At 34.3% G+C, this 16,776-nt stretch carries 15 protein-coding genes and 2 other annotated features (1 of these 17 running past the window's edge); all 15 genes read left to right on the forward strand.

Annotation, left to right across the window (positions count from 1 at the left end):
* The first annotated feature begins 36 nt into the window (after positions 1-36).
* The 15 genes from DPQ31_RS10545 to DPQ31_RS10615 all read left to right on the forward strand — a co-directional run bounded on the left by DPQ31_RS10545 (position 37) and on the right by DPQ31_RS10615 (position 16,668).
* Entirely contained in the window at positions 37-684 is a 648-nt protein-coding gene (locus DPQ31_RS10545; protein ID WP_097956836.1) for an HD domain-containing protein, read from the forward strand.
* Entirely contained in the window at positions 681-2,576 is a 1,896-nt protein-coding gene (locus DPQ31_RS10550; protein WP_000783187.1) for an ABC-F family ATP-binding cassette domain-containing protein, read from the forward strand. The genes DPQ31_RS10545 and DPQ31_RS10550 overlap by 4 nt, the downstream gene beginning before the upstream one ends.
* 75 nt (positions 2,577-2,651) lie before the next feature.
* On the forward strand, positions 2,652-3,383 hold the full coding sequence (locus DPQ31_RS10555) for a Bax inhibitor-1/YccA family protein (RefSeq protein WP_001260657.1): 732 nt from the start codon (positions 2,652-2,654) through the stop codon (positions 3,381-3,383).
* Positions 3,384-3,488: 105 nt separating this feature from the next.
* Positions 3,489-3,743 carry a DUF4318 domain-containing protein gene (locus tag DPQ31_RS10560; protein WP_199631430.1) on the forward strand — a complete coding sequence of 85 codons (255 nt, stop codon included), beginning with the start codon at positions 3,489-3,491 and terminating at the stop codon, positions 3,741-3,743.
* A 161-nt stretch (positions 3,744-3,904) separates the two neighbouring features.
* Entirely contained in the window at positions 3,905-4,240 is a 336-nt protein-coding gene (locus DPQ31_RS10565) for a single-stranded DNA-binding protein (protein WP_097956834.1), read from the forward strand.
* Positions 4,241-4,601: 361 nt separating this feature from the next.
* Positions 4,602-4,991, forward strand: a complete 390-nt coding sequence (locus tag DPQ31_RS10570; protein ID WP_000940649.1) for a hypothetical protein — start codon at positions 4,602-4,604, stop codon at positions 4,989-4,991.
* A 543-nt stretch (positions 4,992-5,534) separates the two neighbouring features.
* On the forward strand, positions 5,535-6,662 hold the full coding sequence (locus DPQ31_RS10575) for a conserved virulence factor C family protein (protein ID WP_000692595.1): 1,128 nt from the start codon (positions 5,535-5,537) through the stop codon (positions 6,660-6,662).
* Between the two features lie 3 nt (positions 6,663-6,665).
* Complete coding sequence (locus DPQ31_RS10580; protein ID WP_000634894.1) at positions 6,666-7,049, forward strand: thiol-disulfide oxidoreductase DCC family protein; 384 nt, start codon at positions 6,666-6,668, stop codon at positions 7,047-7,049.
* An 82-nt stretch (positions 7,050-7,131) separates the two neighbouring features.
* Entirely contained in the window at positions 7,132-7,566 is a 435-nt protein-coding gene (locus DPQ31_RS10585) for a BrxA/BrxB family bacilliredoxin (RefSeq protein ID WP_000063715.1), read from the forward strand.
* A 49-nt stretch (positions 7,567-7,615) separates the two neighbouring features.
* Positions 7,616-8,392: a class I SAM-dependent methyltransferase gene (locus DPQ31_RS10590; protein ID WP_208731870.1), complete on the forward strand. Its 777-nt coding sequence runs from the start codon at positions 7,616-7,618 to the stop codon at positions 8,390-8,392.
* 40 nt (positions 8,393-8,432) lie between these two features.
* Positions 8,433-8,647, forward strand: a binding site (T-box leader).
* A 45-nt stretch (positions 8,648-8,692) separates the two neighbouring features.
* Entirely contained in the window at positions 8,693-10,381 is a 1,689-nt protein-coding gene (gene argS / locus DPQ31_RS10595; RefSeq protein ID WP_208731871.1) for an arginine--tRNA ligase, read from the forward strand.
* 111 nt (positions 10,382-10,492) lie between these two features.
* Positions 10,493-10,822, forward strand: coding sequence for a DUF2085 domain-containing protein (locus DPQ31_RS10600; RefSeq protein ID WP_097956830.1), 330 nt, complete (start codon positions 10,493-10,495; stop codon positions 10,820-10,822).
* A 29-nt stretch (positions 10,823-10,851) separates the two neighbouring features.
* The gene (locus DPQ31_RS10605) at positions 10,852-11,070 is read left to right on the forward strand and encodes a hypothetical protein (RefSeq protein ID WP_000498604.1); all 219 of its coding nucleotides are present in this window, start codon (positions 10,852-10,854) and stop codon (positions 11,068-11,070) included.
* A 134-nt stretch (positions 11,071-11,204) separates the two neighbouring features.
* Entirely contained in the window at positions 11,205-12,086 is an 882-nt protein-coding gene (locus DPQ31_RS10610; protein ID WP_097956828.1) for a class I SAM-dependent methyltransferase, read from the forward strand.
* Between the two features lie 379 nt (positions 12,087-12,465).
* Entirely contained in the window at positions 12,466-16,668 is a 4,203-nt protein-coding gene (locus DPQ31_RS10615) for a bacteriocin-processing peptidase family protein (protein ID WP_208731872.1), read from the forward strand.
* A gap of 105 nt (positions 16,669-16,773) precedes the next feature.
* Positions 16,774-16,776 (forward strand) — a binding site (T-box leader); it runs 237 nt beyond the window's last position.

A 16,776-nucleotide genomic window follows, 5' to 3' on the forward strand; every position in this document is an offset into this window, starting at 1 on the left:
CGAGCGTGTTACAATAAGAAACTGGGTGAAGATAAAATGACAAAACAAGAAAAGATTAAAAAAACAATTACTTTTGTAAAAAATATTTTAGAAAAAGATGCGAGTGGGCATGATTGGTATCATATTGAGCGCGTACATAAACTGGCGATTTCTTTATCCGAGCAAGAAGGAGGAAATCGTTTTATAATTGAAATGGCAGCATTACTTCACGATGTGGCAGATGAAAAGTTAAATGAAAGTGAAGAAGCAGGAATGAAAAAAGTTTCTGATTGGTTAGAAGAGTTACATGTAGATGAGGAAGAAAGTAAACATATTCTTCATATCATTGCCAATATGTCTTATAAGGGTGGGAATGGCGGCGCAGTTGAGTCAGTTGAAGGGAAAATTGTTCAAGATGCAGACCGTTTAGATGCCCTTGGAGCAATTGGGATTGCACGTACTTTTGCATATGGCGGAGCGAAAGGGAGATTAATGTATGATCCAACAATTCCGCCGCGTGAAGTAATGACGAAAGAAGAGTATAGAAAAAATAACGATCCATCTTTAAATCATTTTTATGAAAAACTTTTAAAATTAAAAGACTTAATGAATACGAACGCAGCAAAACAAGAAGCTGAAGTTCGTCATCGTTATATGGAACAGTTTATAGAACAATTTATGAAAGAGTGGAATGCACAAATATGAAAATGTTAACTGTGGAGAACTTATCGAAATCATACGGAGAAAAACCGTTATTTGATGGATTATCATGTAGTATTACAGAAGGACAACGTGTTGGAATTATTGGTGTAAACGGTACTGGTAAATCAACATTATTAAAAATTATTGCAGGGTTAGAAACTCCTGATACAGGTGAAATGACGCATTCACGTGGATATACAATTAGTTATTTATCACAGCAACCAGAGTTTGATGAAAAACTAACAGTATTAGAGCAAGTGTTCCATGGTGATACACCATTAATTCGTCTTCTTCGTGATTATGAAAAAGCACTATTAAATATTGAAAAAGATCCAAGTAATGAAAAAGTACAGGAACAATTATTTGCAGTGCAGCAACGTATGGATGCAATGAGTGCATGGGAAGCAAATGCAAATGCGAAATCTCTTCTAACGAAATTAGGAATTACAGATTTCACTGCAACTGTTGGGAATTTATCTGGTGGACAGAAAAAACGTATCGCAATGGCACAGTGTTTTATTGAAACACCTGATTTATTAATTTTAGACGAGCCTACGAACCATCTTGACCATGAGACAGTTGAATGGTTAGAAGAATATTTAGCAAGATATACAGGTGCGGTATTACTTGTAACCCATGATCGTTATTTCTTAGATCGTGTGACGAATCGTATTTTTGAATTAGATAATGGTAAACTATATAGCTACGAAGGAAACTATAGTACATTTTTAGAAGCGAAAGCACTTCGTGAAGAGCAAGAATTGGCACAAGAATCCAAACGCCAAAATTTATATCGTCGTGAACTTGCTTGGATTCGCCGTGGTGCAAAAGCCCGTTCTACGAAACAAAAGGCGCGTATTCAGCGTTTTGATGAGTTAAAGGAACAAGAAGGGCCAGCTGCAAAACAGTCAGTTGATATTGCACTAAGTGGAAGTCGTTTAGGAAAGAAAGTACTTGAGTTAAAAGATGTAACGAAAAAATTTGGCGATAAGACGGTATTACATAATTTTAATCATATTGTGAAACCAGGCGATCGTATCGGAATTATTGGGGCGAATGGAAGCGGGAAATCTTCTCTATTAAATATGCTTGCAGGCAAGTTATCTCCTGATAGTGGTGAAGTTGAAGTAGGACAAACTGTAAAAGTTGCTTATTATACGCAAGAAAATGAAGAGATGAATTTAAATCAGCGTATGATTGAATACATTAAAGAGATTGCAGAAGTTATTCATACAACAGATGGAAAAGTAATTGGTGCATCTCAAATGTTAGAACGTTTCTTATTCCCGACGCATTCACATGGTACACCGCTTGGTAAACTATCTGGTGGTGAAAGAAGACGTTTATATTTATTACGTATTTTAATGGGGGAACCAAACGTACTATTACTTGATGAACCTACGAATGATCTAGATACACAAACATTAACAGTACTAGAAGATTATTTAGAAGATTTCCCAGGTGTCGTTTTAACTGTATCGCATGACCGTTACTTCTTAGATAAAGTAGTAGATGAACTGTTCATCTTTACTGGCGGAGGAGAAGTGCGTGAGTTCCTAGGTAGTTATACAGATTATTTAGAAATGGAAAAAACGAAAGAACTTATTGAGAAAGCGGAAGTTCAAAAAGAGAAAAAAGTAGTAGAAGCAGCTCCAAAACAACAACGTAAACGTAAACTTTCATACAATGAGCAGCGTGAATGGGAAACAATTGAAGATACAATTGCCGAACTAGAAGAGAAAATTGAGTCAATTGGAGAAGAACTTGCGAAAGTTGGATCTGACTTCACAAAGGCACAAGAATTATCTGAAGCACAGCAGAAAACAGAAGAAGAGCTAGAAAAAACGATGGAAAGATGGAGTGAACTATCAGATATCGTTGAAGGATTAAAATAAAAACAAGCTGCATATATTGAAAAGTAAAGAGAAAAACTTTACACTATTGGTAGAACCTATTTTAGGAGGGAAAAAATGAGAACATCTAATCCAATGTTGAAAAAAGAGGCATTTCGTAAAGAGGGAGCAAGCGCTTCTGCGATGACTATTGGCGGAACAGTAGGCAAAACGTTTATCATGCTTATCTTGCTACTTGCAACGTCTGTCTATTCATACATACAGATGATGCAGGGTACGATGAAAATGCCAGTGTTAATTGGTGCATTAGTAATTGCGGCAATCATCGCATTTGCATCTATCTTCTTCCCGCGAATGGCACCAATTGGGGCGCCAATTTATGCGGCGGTAGAAGGAGTTGTATTAGGAAGTATTTCAGCAGTTTATACAATGAAATTTGGCGATTCTATCGTTTTAAACGCTGTATTACTTACAATTTCAATTCTATTTGCAATGTTAGTTTTATATGCAACACGCGTTGTAAAGGTAACTGATAAATTCCGTACGGGTGTAATTGCAGCGACAATGGGAATTATGGTTATGTATTTAATCGTATTCTTATTAAATATGTTCGGTGTAACTGTTCCATATATTCACCAGGGCGGTACAATCGGTATTATCATTAGTGCGGTTGTTATTGTAGTTGCTGCATTAAATTTATTACTAGATTTCGATTTAATCGAAAGCGGTGCACGTAGCCAAGCTCCAAAATATATGGAATGGTACAGTGCAATGGGTCTAATGATGACTCTAGTATGGTTATACTTAGAAATTCTTCGTTTCGTTTCTTACTTTACGAAAAATGACTAATGAAAAAATCCTGCATGAAATGTGCAGGATTTTTTTATTTTCAAAGATAAATTGAATGAATGGTATAATGTGGATGTTAGAAGTTTGAATGGAAGGGGATGGAATATGATGAAAGAGAAGAAAGGGATTATGAAAAAACTATTTTCTAAAAGTTTTTTCATAGAACTAGATGATGCTTTAACATATCCGTCAGTAGAATGCATTATTTCAGCCATTGAAGGGTATGCAACTGAATGTAATGAACTACTAAAATTTGAGAGTAAAGTTAAACCGATTACATTCTACTTAGACGATGCATTGTTTAGCGCTGAAATAAAAATGGCTCGCGGAGGGTATTACATCTCTTGCAGTGAAATATAATATATCTTGAAACCTTACATGTTCATAATATGTAGGGTTTCTTTTTTGCTTTTTTATATGCAAAGTAATCCTTTTTACTTTAGAAATATATAATTTTATCCTTTTTACCCTTCACACATTTTTCTTTACAATGAAGAAAAACATGCGAGGTGGTATAACTTATGATGAATCGAGTTGTATTAATCGGTAGATTGACAAAGGATCCAGAATTATACTACACAAAACAAGGCGTTGCTTATGCACGAATATGTGTTGCAGTGAATAGAGGATTTCGAAATAGTTTAGGTGAACAACAAGCAGATTTTATAAATTGTGTCGTTTGGCGAAGAGCAGCTGAAAATGTAACAGAATACTGTACGAAGGGATCACTTGTTGGAATTACAGGGCGTATTCATACGAATAATTACGATGATGAGAAAGGAAAGAAAATATATAGAACTGAAGTTGTGATTGAGAGTATTACCTTTTTGGAGAGAAGGAGGGAGGGGGCATCGTAATAAAAGGGGATTTTAAGTAATAGCTTCGGAAAAATTTTGTGGAAAGTATTTTAATAAAGTTAAAGAAGGGGTACCGTCAGCAATTTTGAAGAAAAACAAGCTAACGAAAATTATAAATTTAAAATCTTTTATACTGAATATTGAAAGATTCCTCTGGAAATGGTTACTCATTGAATTGGGATTATTAGATTGGTTTTATTCCACATTTTTCACGGTACTTGTTAATCTTTTGAATCATTGATTTATTAATATTGAAGATAATTATGTGCATATTAATCACATAATTTGTCCCTATCAAAATGAACTTTTCTTGCATCTACTATATTGTTAAGAATATTTTATTTTGAAAGGATGTGATTATATGGCTCATAAATCTACTGGGGTTTTTCGAGTTCCGGTTTCTGAGAATGGTATTATTCCAACTGCTCTCAATATTATGTTAAACAATGATTCACGCTGCCATACTAGTAATGTGACGGTAATTGTTAAGAGAAGTCCAAACACTTTTTTCCCAACGCAAAATGAATTAGTTGAAATCTCTCGTACTATTGTTTCTTTAGGACCAAACAGAACATCTAAGATTGTGTTGTTTACTCCAGAATTCCATATAGAAGATTTTCTTGATGTCATCATTAGAGGAAATAAAGATGATGTTGAGGATGTTCTTGTGTATTCTTTCTTAGCAGACTCAGAAGGTCACAATCTTCCATCTACTGTTTTCAGGAATGAAGAATATACTTTTGCTTGCTAACACCATGATGATGTATATCATATACAAATATAGTTGACATAATGTGAAATTATCGGTAACAAAAAAAGGCGAATCCCTTAATCTCATAAAGGGTTCGCCTTTTTTCTTTCTATCACTTTAAACAATTCCATTAATTCATCTTTCGGAACATTCACAATCAAAATGTCTTCAGAAATCAATTCTCCACCAACAAGTCCCTCAGAGCGCATTCGTATGAACGTTTTTATATATAAATCGTTCTTCTTTTTTAGTAGTATCCTCCAGAGCTTTATTTATTAACTGCACTTCAATTTAAAATGAATGATCTAACTAGGATATAGATACCTCTTTTTATGTAGGGCAAAGAAAACAAATTTCCTCCTTACAATAAAACTTATCGGAAGCGAATGGTTTTCAAATTTCGTTCCTAATTTGAAATGTAAAAAAGGATGAAATAGTATGGTAGCAGGAAGAAAGTAGTAAAATAAAGCATCCGAGTAGGAGTATAGAGTGATAACATGTTACAATACAGCTAAGAACACGCAATAAAGGAGAGTTTTTTACGTGAAGATTAAAGCAATTGAACCGACGCCAAGTCCAAATACAATGAAAGTTATTTTGAATGAAGTATTACCATCAGGAGCGCGTAATAATTATACAAATGAAAATAAAGAACAAGCACCAGTACAAGTGCAAGAAATTTTGAAAATTGAAGGCATTAAAGGTGTGTATCATGTAGCAGACTTTTTAGCAGTCGAGCGTAATGCGAAGTATGATTGGAAAGTTTTATTACAACAAGTTCGTGCCGTTTTCGGTGAAGAAGTAGTAGAAGAAAGCGAAGAACAGCAACTTTCTCACTTTGGAGAAGTGAAAGTGTTTATTCAAATGTTCTTTACTATTCCGATGCAAGTAAAGCTAACAGATGGAACGACGGAAGAGCGTGTTGGTTTACCTGATCGTTTTAAAGAATCAATCATGAAAGTGCAAATGTCTGCACCTAACGTTGTGAAAGAGCGTAAATGGGTAGAGCAAAGTACACGTTACGGTAATTTTGAAGAAATTGGGAAAGAAGTAGTAGAAGAAATTGTTGCTGCTTATTCAGAAGAACGTGTAAATGAAACAGTTAAAGAATTATTAGATCAGGCTGGGGCAGTTGAAGTAACGATTCAAAAGCGTGAGCCATATAAAGTAACAGAAGAGATGATGAAAGATTCTGACTGGAAAAACCGTTTTGCAGCTTTAGAGCAAATGGATCCTACTGAAGAGGATATTCTAGTGTTGAAAATGGCGTTAGACGATGAAAAAGTATCTATCCGCCGCATAGCAACAGCTTATTTAGGTATGGTAAAAGGTGATGAAGTATTACCGTTATTATATAAAGCGTTATTAGATCGTTCAGTAAGTGTTCGTCGTACTGCAGGGGATTGCTTATCAGACGTAGGTGACCCAGCAGCGATGTTCGTTATGATTAAATCGCTGAAAGACCCAAGTAAATTAGTACGCTGGCGTGCAGCTATGTTCTTATTTGAACTTGGAGATGAAAGTGCGATTCCGGCATTAAAAGCAGCGCAAGATGATCCAGAGTTTGAAGTAGCGATGCAAGCTCGTCTTGCATTAGAGCGTATTGAAGGCGGCGAAGAAGCGAAAGGTTCTGTATGGAAACAAATGACGGAATCTCGTAAAGGGGAATAATATATGATTGTTTTCTATGATAGTTGGTGTCCGATGTGTACTGCAGTGGCAGAGCGTACGAAGAAATTAGATAAAAAGGGTAAAATGACATTTGTTTCATTTCGAGATGATGATGTAGTTAAGAAGTATGATCTTTCTCAAGAACTACAAAGTAAGATGGAGCAAAGGATGTATATTTTTAAAAATAATAAATGGTATGACGGAATTCATAGCATAAACGTATTAGCGAAGGCCGTTCCATCTTATTGGTTTGCAGTGCCTTTTATAAAATTATCTATCGTACTTGGGTTTGGAAGCAAAGTATATGATTATATCGCTAACAATAGAAAACTAGTCCCAGTCGGACATTGCCGCGGTGGGGTTTGTGAAATCCCTTCAAAAAAATGAAAACGTCACTATCTTTCTTTTGCACCTATTGATAGAGCGTGATATGATGAATTTGGAATGAAAGTTGAAGGAGAGATACAAGATGTCAAATGCTTATGAAGAATACATGCGCCAAATGGTAATTCCAATGCGTCAAGAATTAGTGCGTTCTGGATTTGAAGAATTAACTACAGAAGAATCTGTTACAGAATTTATGGAGAATGCATCAGGTACAACTTTAGTAGTTGTAAACTCAGTTTGTGGTTGTGCAGCTGGTTTAGCGCGTCCATCAGCAGGCCAAGCAGTTGTTCGTGCTGAAAAACAACCTGACCATCTTGTAACTGTATTTGCAGGTCAAGATAAAGATGCTACTGCAAAAATGCGTGAATACTTCGGAGAAATCCCTCCATCTTCACCATCTATGGCATTATTAAAAGGAAAAGAAGTTGTTCACTTCATTCACCGTCATGAAATTGAAGGTGCAACTATGGACGAAATTATTACGAACTTAGAACAAGCTTTCGAAAAGAATTGCTAAAGAAGGGGGAGAGTAAATCTCCCTCTTTTCTTTATATAGAGGTGAAATAATGATAGTAACAACAGCAGGACGAACAAATAAAGAAATGACATCTTATGCAAAAAAAGTAGCGACAGAATTAAATAGTTCTTTCGTTATACGTAATGATATACCTGTGCACAAACTGCATGAGAAATATGAACAAGATGTGCTTGTCGTAGGGAAGAACCGATTAGCTATTTACCCTGAAGGTACGGAAGAGTCGTTTTTCTTTCATCCAAACTCAGCAATGTTTCGTGTGAAAAGGTTAATGCGCGGAGAACACGATCCGTTTGTACAAGCTGCCCAATTAGAGAGAGGGATGACAGTGCTAGATTGTACGCTCGGCATGGCATCAGATAGTATTGTAGCTAGCTATATTGTTGGTGAAAGTGGAAAGGTAACAGGACTTGAAGGTAACGAATATATGGCTTACATAATGGAAAAAGGTTTGCAAACATGGTCTTCATCAGTTGCTGAAATCGATAAGGCAATGCAAAGAATCCATGTAAAGCAGACAGAGCATTTCGCTTTTTTAACGCAATGTGAGGATAATAGTTATGACGTTGTTTACCTTGATCCGATGTTTGAAGAAACTGTCATAGAATCAGATGGAATTAAAGGATTAAAACACTTCGCTTTGTATCATGATATTACTGATGAAACAATTGCGGAAGCGAAGCGTGTGGCGAGAAAGCGTGTCGTTCTGAAAGACCATTTCCGTAGTACTAGATTTGAAAAACACAATTTTCACGTATACAAAAGAAAAAGTGCAAAGTTTCATTTTGGCGTAATTGACCCTTGCTAATTGTTTGAAAAGATGTATAATAAGCAATAATTAATTAAATATACTGTCTGTGATGAAGAGAGTAGTCTTTTTCAGAAGGAAAGCGAGCTAGGGATGGTGTGAGCCTAGTGCGGAAGAAAAAGATGAAGCGCACTTCGGAGACGCTTCTTGAACGAATAGTAGAGTAAGCCGAGGTCCCCTGTCCTCGTTATAAACGGGAAAGTGGTTCGTAATGAACAACAAGGGTGGTACCACGGGTTAAAACTCGTCTCTTATATAGAGACGAGTTTTTTGTGTTTAAAAAAATAAGGAGGTTGTAGTATGGAATATAAAACACAGTTTGCGAAAAGTTTATCAAATATTTTTGTAAATGAATTAACGCAAAATCAAATTTTAGATTTAATCGAAACACCGAAACAAGATGAATTCGGAGATGCAGCGTTCCCATGTTTTTCACTAGCGAAGCAATATAAAAAATCACCAGCTATTATCGCAAAGGAAATTGCGGAGAAAGTAAATGATCCGTTCTTTACGAAAGTAGAGGCTGTTGGTCCTTATGTAAATGTATTTTTTAATCGTGAAACTGTAAGTGATGCTGTATTAAAAACGATTTTAGCTAAGAAAGAAGAATACGGTCAAAACTACTTTGGATGTGAAAAAACAGTAGTTATTGATTACTCATCTCCAAATATTGCAAAACCTTTTTCGATGGGGCATTTACGTTCTACAATGATTGGAAATTCACTGAAACATATCGCTGAAAAATGTGGCTATGAAGTTGTAGGAATTAATTATATTGGGGATTGGGGAACACAGTTTGGAAAGTTAATTACTGCTTATAAAAAATGGGGAAATGAAGCAGTAGTTAAAGAGGATCCAATCCGTGAATTATTTAAGTTATACGTTCAATTCCATGAAGAGGTAAAAGACGACGAAGAACTAGAAGAAGAAGGGCGTGCTTGGTTTAAGAAATTAGAAGAAGGTGATGAAGAAGCTGTTGAGCTTTGGAATTGGTTCCGTCACGAATCCTTAAAAGAATTTTCTCGAATTTATGAACTTCTCGGTGTAGAATTTACTAATTTTCAAGGAGAAGCTTTTTATAATAACTTAATGGAAGATTTCATTGGAATTTTAGAGGAGCATGATTTGCTTGAAGAGTCAGAAGGCGCATTAGTCGTTAATTTAGAAGAAGAGGGAATGCCGCCTTGCTTAATTAGAAAATCCGATGGTGCGACGATCTACGCAACACGTGACTTAACGGCAGCGTTATATCGTCAAAACACATATGCATTTGATAAAGCCCTATATGTAGTTGGCCCGGAACAAAGTTTACACTTCAATCAATTTTTCACTGTATTAAAAAAGCTTGGCTACAATTGGGTTGACGGCATGGAACATGTACCGTTTGGATTCATTTTAAAAGATGGTAAGAAAATGTCGACACGTAAAGGAATAGTTATTTTACTTGAAGAAGTACTTGAGGAAGCAATAGACCTTGCAAAACAAAATATTGAAGAGAAAAACCCAAACTTAAAACAGAAAGAAGAAGTAGCAAAGCAAGTCGGTGTAGGAGCAGTCATCTTCCACGATTTGAAAAATGAGCGTATGCATAATATCGAATTCTCATTAGAAAATATGCTGAAATTCGAAGGAGAAACAGGACCATATGTACAGTACACACATGCGCGTGCTTGCTCTATTTTAAGAAAAGAAAGTGTAGAATTTGAAACATGTACGTTTGCTTTAAAAGATGATCATAGCTGGAGTGTCGTAAAATTACTTAATAAATTCGCACAAGTAATTGAAGCAGCTTTCAATAAAAATGAGCCATCGATTATTTCGAAATATGTATTAGATGTAGCGCAATCTTTTAATAAATATTATGGAAATGTGCGTATATTAGAAGAGAGCGAAGAGAAAGACAGCAGACTCGCATTGGTTTATGCTGTGACGGTTGTATTAAAAGAAGGATTACGTTTACTTGGGGTGGAGGCACCTGAGGAGATGTAACATAGTAGTAAACTGACAAACTGGGTCTAGTATAAACCTGGTTTGTTTTTTATTGGATATATAATTTTTTTGCAAAATCAATTAAAATCTTTTTAGAGAGGGTGATTCATATTGATTCGAACTTTTATTTTACAAATCCCTTGTCATAGAAGATTAGATAGGAGTTTTTTTAAACTACAAAAGTACATACCTTTATGTGCGCGTTGTACAGGTGTGCTTATTGGTATTTTAATGTTTCCAATTTATTTTTATATGACACCTTCATTTCTTTTGGCAATCATACTATCATTTTTCGCTCAAATTCCGTTACTTATCGATGGGTTCACCCAAAAGTGGAAATGGAGAAGTAGCTCAAATTTGCTAAGAATAACTACTGGTGTATTAAGCGGTAATGGTATGGGATTATTCATTTCATCTAGTGTTATATGGATATTATCTTAAGATATATAGTAATGGAGGTATTTACATAGATGTTCTGGATTTACTTAATTCTAATTTTTATTTCAGGCGGAAGTGGAATTGGTTTTATGACTCAAAATAAGTATACAGAAGCAATAATAGCTTTTGTTATTTGTATACTATTGTTTGGGCTACTGTATTATTATCTTAAAAGAAACAAAAGAAAGAGAAAAGCAGATTGTGACGATTTAGACTGTACGGATTGTTTTGATTGTGATTGTACTTGTTAAATTTTTCTTCCAAATAAAAAGCTAGTGTATTATTAAAAATACACTAGCTTTTTTGCTTTGAAATTTTAAGAAAAGTGTAGGAATACGGCTATTATATAGAGAACTTTAGTTTTGTATATAAAAGGAGGCGTTAGATGTTGGAAACGTATGATTGGAACAATAAACTAACATATTTAAAAAACACGAGAGATTTATATTACAACGACGATTATGTAAGCTTTTTAGTAAATACAGTTTGGAAGATTACTAAGCCTGTACATATCGTTGATTACGGTTGTGGATATGGTTATTTAGGCCTAATATTAATGCCATTACTTCCAAAAAGATCAAAGTATACCGGTATTGATAGTGGAGAAACATTATTAGCTGAAGCGAGAGAGTTGTTTCGTTTACTTCCGTATGATTCAGAATTTCTTGAAGGAGATGCTACAGAAATTGAACTGAACGATAAATACGATATAGCAATCTGTCATGCTTTCTTATTACATATGAATACTCCAAAAATGATGTTAGAAAAAATGATACATGCAATTAAAAAAGGTGGTAAAATAATCTGTTTTGAACCACATTGGATTTCAAATATGTCTTCATATGTCTTAGATGGAGAGAATCAATCGGAAATTATTAAACTAGGTGCTTTGCAGAAGTTATTTGAAAAAGACGCGCAGAGAAACGGTAAAGATGGAAATATTGGCATGAAAATACCGATGTATTTAAGTAAATTAGGTGTGAAAAATATTGAGTGTAGAGTGAGCGATAAAGTGAACTTTTTAGACTCTAGTATGCATCACAATGATAAACACAGTTTGTATCATTCATTAAGAGAAGAGGGGATTGCGGACAACCCGGGTGATAAACAGCAATTTATAGAACGTTTAATGATAAGAGGATTAACATATGATGAAGCATTAGCTCAATATGAAGCAGAACTACGATTTTTTAAAGCGCTCCATATACATTCATCTTTAGTATATGCTCCGAATATGAAAATTACATTTGGTGACATAGAATGTTAAAAGGTAGCGATTTATTGAGGATTGACATTTTTTATCGATAAGTCGATATTCACCGTATAATCGTTGATATATTTTAAGAATCGGTCGATATATTTTGAAAATCACCGATAAAACGAAAGAAGCGCTGATATATTTGAATTATCGCCGATATAATTTCATGTACTGATTTTGGCCTTGAAAAGATAAGATCCTCAATTCACGTTATTCCATATAATTAAACAAAATACGAAGAAAAACAATCATTTTTACTATATTTTGTTATAAATTCGAATAATATTAAATAATACTATCCATTATAGGAGATTTTAGTTGAATACCTACAATATGATGTGTAAAATCTAAGCAAGTAGCAGTTTAAATAAATATTCGAGGTGAATGCATGCTAGATTTTAAGCAGTTAGAAGCTTGTTTGAAAGACAAGAGATTTGTAGATGGATTACAGGAAATAAATAATGAAATTTCATATATAAAAGAAACGAATACTTTATCCTATGTGAAGACTTGGCTTGCTAATATTCCTTCACATAAGGAGTTTGATATATTAATTCGCCTTACTGATGAAGGGCTTATGCACCAATACAGTTCATTCCTCATTCGCTACGCTTATAAAAAATTCCCAAATATGAGAACGCTCTCTTTATATTGTGATGAGTTAATTGATGAGCGAAAAATCCTTGAAGCAGAACAGTTGTTAAAAGACTCTTTAGAAGAGGCAGATAAAGAAGAAATAGATGACGATTTTTTAGCGAAAACATATTTTACTTTAGTACGATGTTTATTAGAAATGAAACGAAATGAAGAAGCGCTCATTTATATGCAAAAAGCAGAGGAGTACAGTACACGTGCGGTCTTTGATAAATGGGGCTACGTCTATATGCATACAGGTGAATGGGAGAAAGCAGAAGAACAATTTTTAGCTGGAAAGCAGCATAAAGATTGTGAAGAACTATCTACCTACTTATTATCACAGTTATATGCGAATAAAGGGGAACAAAAACGTGCATTACAGTTAATCGATGATGCGATTGTAAAGTTTCCACAAGTACCATATTTTCATTTTGAAAAGGTAAAGTATTTATTAGATTTAGCGAAATATGAAGAGATGATAGAGGTAATAGATAATATTAATAGTACGCTTCCTTATCATGCTTATGAAACTTACTTTGTACATTTACGTGCAGAAGCGTTGTACAAAATGAATAAACTTGTAGATTTACAACAGTTATTAAAAGAAGAAAAAAGTTTAAAAGGCTTTTTATATCATAATTTAGAAAAAAATCCAGATGGAAAAAAGGTTCACCTGCCGATAGTTCCAATTGTACAAAAGGATAATTATTGTGTTCCGACAAGTTTAGAAATGATGTTGCAGCTATGGGGAGAAAAACGTACACAAGATGAAATAGCAGAGTTTATTTTTGATATGACAGGCTCAAAGTTTTCCGATACGGTCTCTTATATTGAAGAATTAGGCTATGAATATCGTTATTTTAAAGGGAATGAGGAAATTTATAAGATATTACTCGACCGAAAGATCCCCGTTTTATTAAGTATAGACATCGAACATGCTTCACATGTGCAAGTGCTATCAGGATATGATGATACGTTACAAGCTTTTTATGTTCAAGATCCAAACTTTATAGAACCAGTTCTTGTGGAATATAGTAAATTGCAAGAGAAATATCGTTATACAGGTTGTTTGGCGATCACGTTTGTTCCGAAAAAAAAGAAGAAACAACTAGCATTTTTAAGTGAAGAAGAGAATCATTATTTTAAATCCATTTTCTCTCTTACAGATCATTTAGATGAACAAGATAAAGAGGGAATTAATAACTTAGTACAATTTTTAAAAGAGACGAGTGATAATCCGAATACGTGGTTATATACGATGAAACATTTAGATGTTGAAGTAGATAAAGAATTTATTTTATATTGTATAGAAAAGTTAATGGAAAAGTTTCCGAACTCGGATTTTGTTAAATTGCATGGTGCACAGTGCTTTATTCGTCTTCAAGAAATGGAGAAAGCTGAGCAAATGCTGGCAAGTGTTGAGAAGAAAAATAATCGTGCTTTATATCATTTGATAAATGGAAGATATGCATTTGAACAGGAAAGTTATATAGAAGCGATTTCAAGTTTTCGTTCCTCATTACAATTGGACGCAGATCAGCCGATCGCCTGGAGTTTCCTTGCGTTATCTTATATGTATATCGATCAATCTGAAAATGCGTTGCAGTTTTCTCAAGTAGCTGTAGAACGTAGTCCAGAAAGGTTCACTTTAACGAATCACGGTTTAATATTAATAGATTTAGAAAGATATGAAGAAGCATATGAAATCTTTAATAATTTGTTAAAAGAATATAAAAATGAGGCGCATGTATGGTATGAACGAGCGAGATGTGCGCATCAATTAGGGAAATTACATTTAGCGATAAAAGGACTTAAAGTGGCGATTCAGTTAGATAGTAATGCGCCTTACATTTATACGAAACTTTCAGAGATCTATGAATCTGATTTGAAGGATGAGAAAAGCACAAAAGAAATTTTATTAAAAGGTATTGAGAATTGTGATGATAAGGCGTCTCTATATGTAAGATTAGGTGATTATCATTTTCAAAATGATAGTCTGGAAGAAGCAGAAACATTATATAAGCGTGCTTTAGAAGAAGATAATGAAGATGTTTATTCTCATTTCGGACTTACGCAAGTTTATATGGCAAAAGAGCGATATGATGAAGCGAAAGAATATATTCTTGGTCTCGAAACACAAATTGAAAAGAGCCAAGATTTCCTTATGAATGCAGGAATGGTTTTATGGGATGCAGAGGTTGAACTTGGTGGAAATGAAGATGGGTTTAAAGTAGCATTGTCTAAGTTAGAGAGTGGTATAAAGCAGAGTGAATATAATGTAGCAAGTGCGTTAGATGAATATGTGAATCGAATTAAAGGAACTGTATTTGTACAACGAGGTATAGCATTCTTAAGAACGTTACAAAAAGAAAGAAATGAAGTAAGTGAATACAGTTGTTATGCAGGTATTTTACATGAATCTATTGGACAGTATGGACAAGCGATGAAAAGATATAATAAAGCAATAGAACAAAAGAAAACGGCATTGCCATATTACCGAATTGGTGAAACACTTATGGCATTAGGACAATTGACAGAAGCAAAACAAGCGTATGAAACATGTTTAGAGCTAGATGAAAACTTCTTAGGTGTACATTTACAACTAGCAGAAATATACGAAAAAGAAGAAGACCGTTTCAAAGAACAAAGTCATATGGTTCAGGCGATGAAAGAAGAGCCTTTGCATATAAATATGGAATATTTGGCACAGCTTTCAGTAGAAATAAATCTTCAAGAAGAGTTGCTAAAGGAATTAGAACATCTAGCAGGCGAAGTACCCGAAATATGGCGCTTAGATGCGATTGCGTATGTGTATGGAGCGATGAATGAAATAGATACAGAAAAGATACGAATTGAAGAAGCACTACAAGTAGATGAGGGACATATAGAAGTTCTATATCATTATGCAAAAGTATTAGTGAAAAAAAGAGATGCAAAAGCGATTGAAGTTGCAATGAAAGTAATACAAAAAGATGTAAATAATGAACGTATATTTGATGTTTATGTAAAAGCGGTAGAACAACATAAGAAATTGTCTAACATCCGAGATTTTCTTCATACATTAAAAGTGAAAAAAGCAGAAAGAAGTACAGCATTCATGTATGCAGCAGCTGCGATTACGGAAAGATGGATTGAACGTCAACAAAATGAACAACCGAAAAAATCTATATTTACGAGAGCTTTTTATCGTATGAAAAACCGGGCAAAAGAAATTTCAATGGTTACAACAATCATTGATTTATATGAAATCTCATTAAAGTTAAATCCAAAAAATAGTATGGCAGCGCAACGGTTTGGATCATTTTACGAAAATGTATCGATGAATAAAGAAGCGATAGATGTTCTGCAAACATCGTTAGAAAATAAATGGGATTATGAGGTAGCGAAGCAACTTGTAAATCTATTCATTGAGTGTGAGGACGAGGATTTGTTACAAGATGCTCTAGAGTTAATGAAGCAATTAGTTCGAGAGCTACCGGATGATTATGATACGCTTCTTATACAAGCGCAAGTATTCTTGAAAGTTGGGGAAGAAGGAAAAGCAGAAAAAATATGCTTACAATTAACGGAGAAAACACCGTTTGTAAGTAGAGGGTTTCTTGCTTTAGGAGAAATGTACCAAAGTCAAGAGAGATATGAAGAGGCAATTCAGTTATTAGAAGATGCTTCTATACATCATCCAAATGATACGGCAATTCTTCTTTCATTAGCATCTTCATATCATAGTGCCGGACAAACGATAAAGGCAGAAAAAATAACAAGTGAAGTAGTAACAATGGATACGAGTGATCTGTTAGCAAGATATGATCATGCTTGTTATTTAGCGTTATTAAATAGAAATGCAGAGGCGAAAGAAGAGCTTGAACATGTACTTCGTGAGGATGAATCTGGATTTTTTGCTGAACTTATCGAAGAAGATGAAGATTTAGCAAGATTGAGAGAGTTTGAAAAGTAATTGTATATGTATATAAGTAGTGAAAAAAGGATATAAATAAAAATATATTTTGAATTAGTTGACAATTTATTGTTAAATGGCATAAAATAGCTTTTAACAAAGTATACA

This window comes from Bacillus sp. COPE52 (assembly GCF_003355115.1).
Lineage (GTDB): Bacteria > Bacillota > Bacilli > Bacillales > Bacillaceae_G > Bacillus_A > Bacillus_A toyonensis.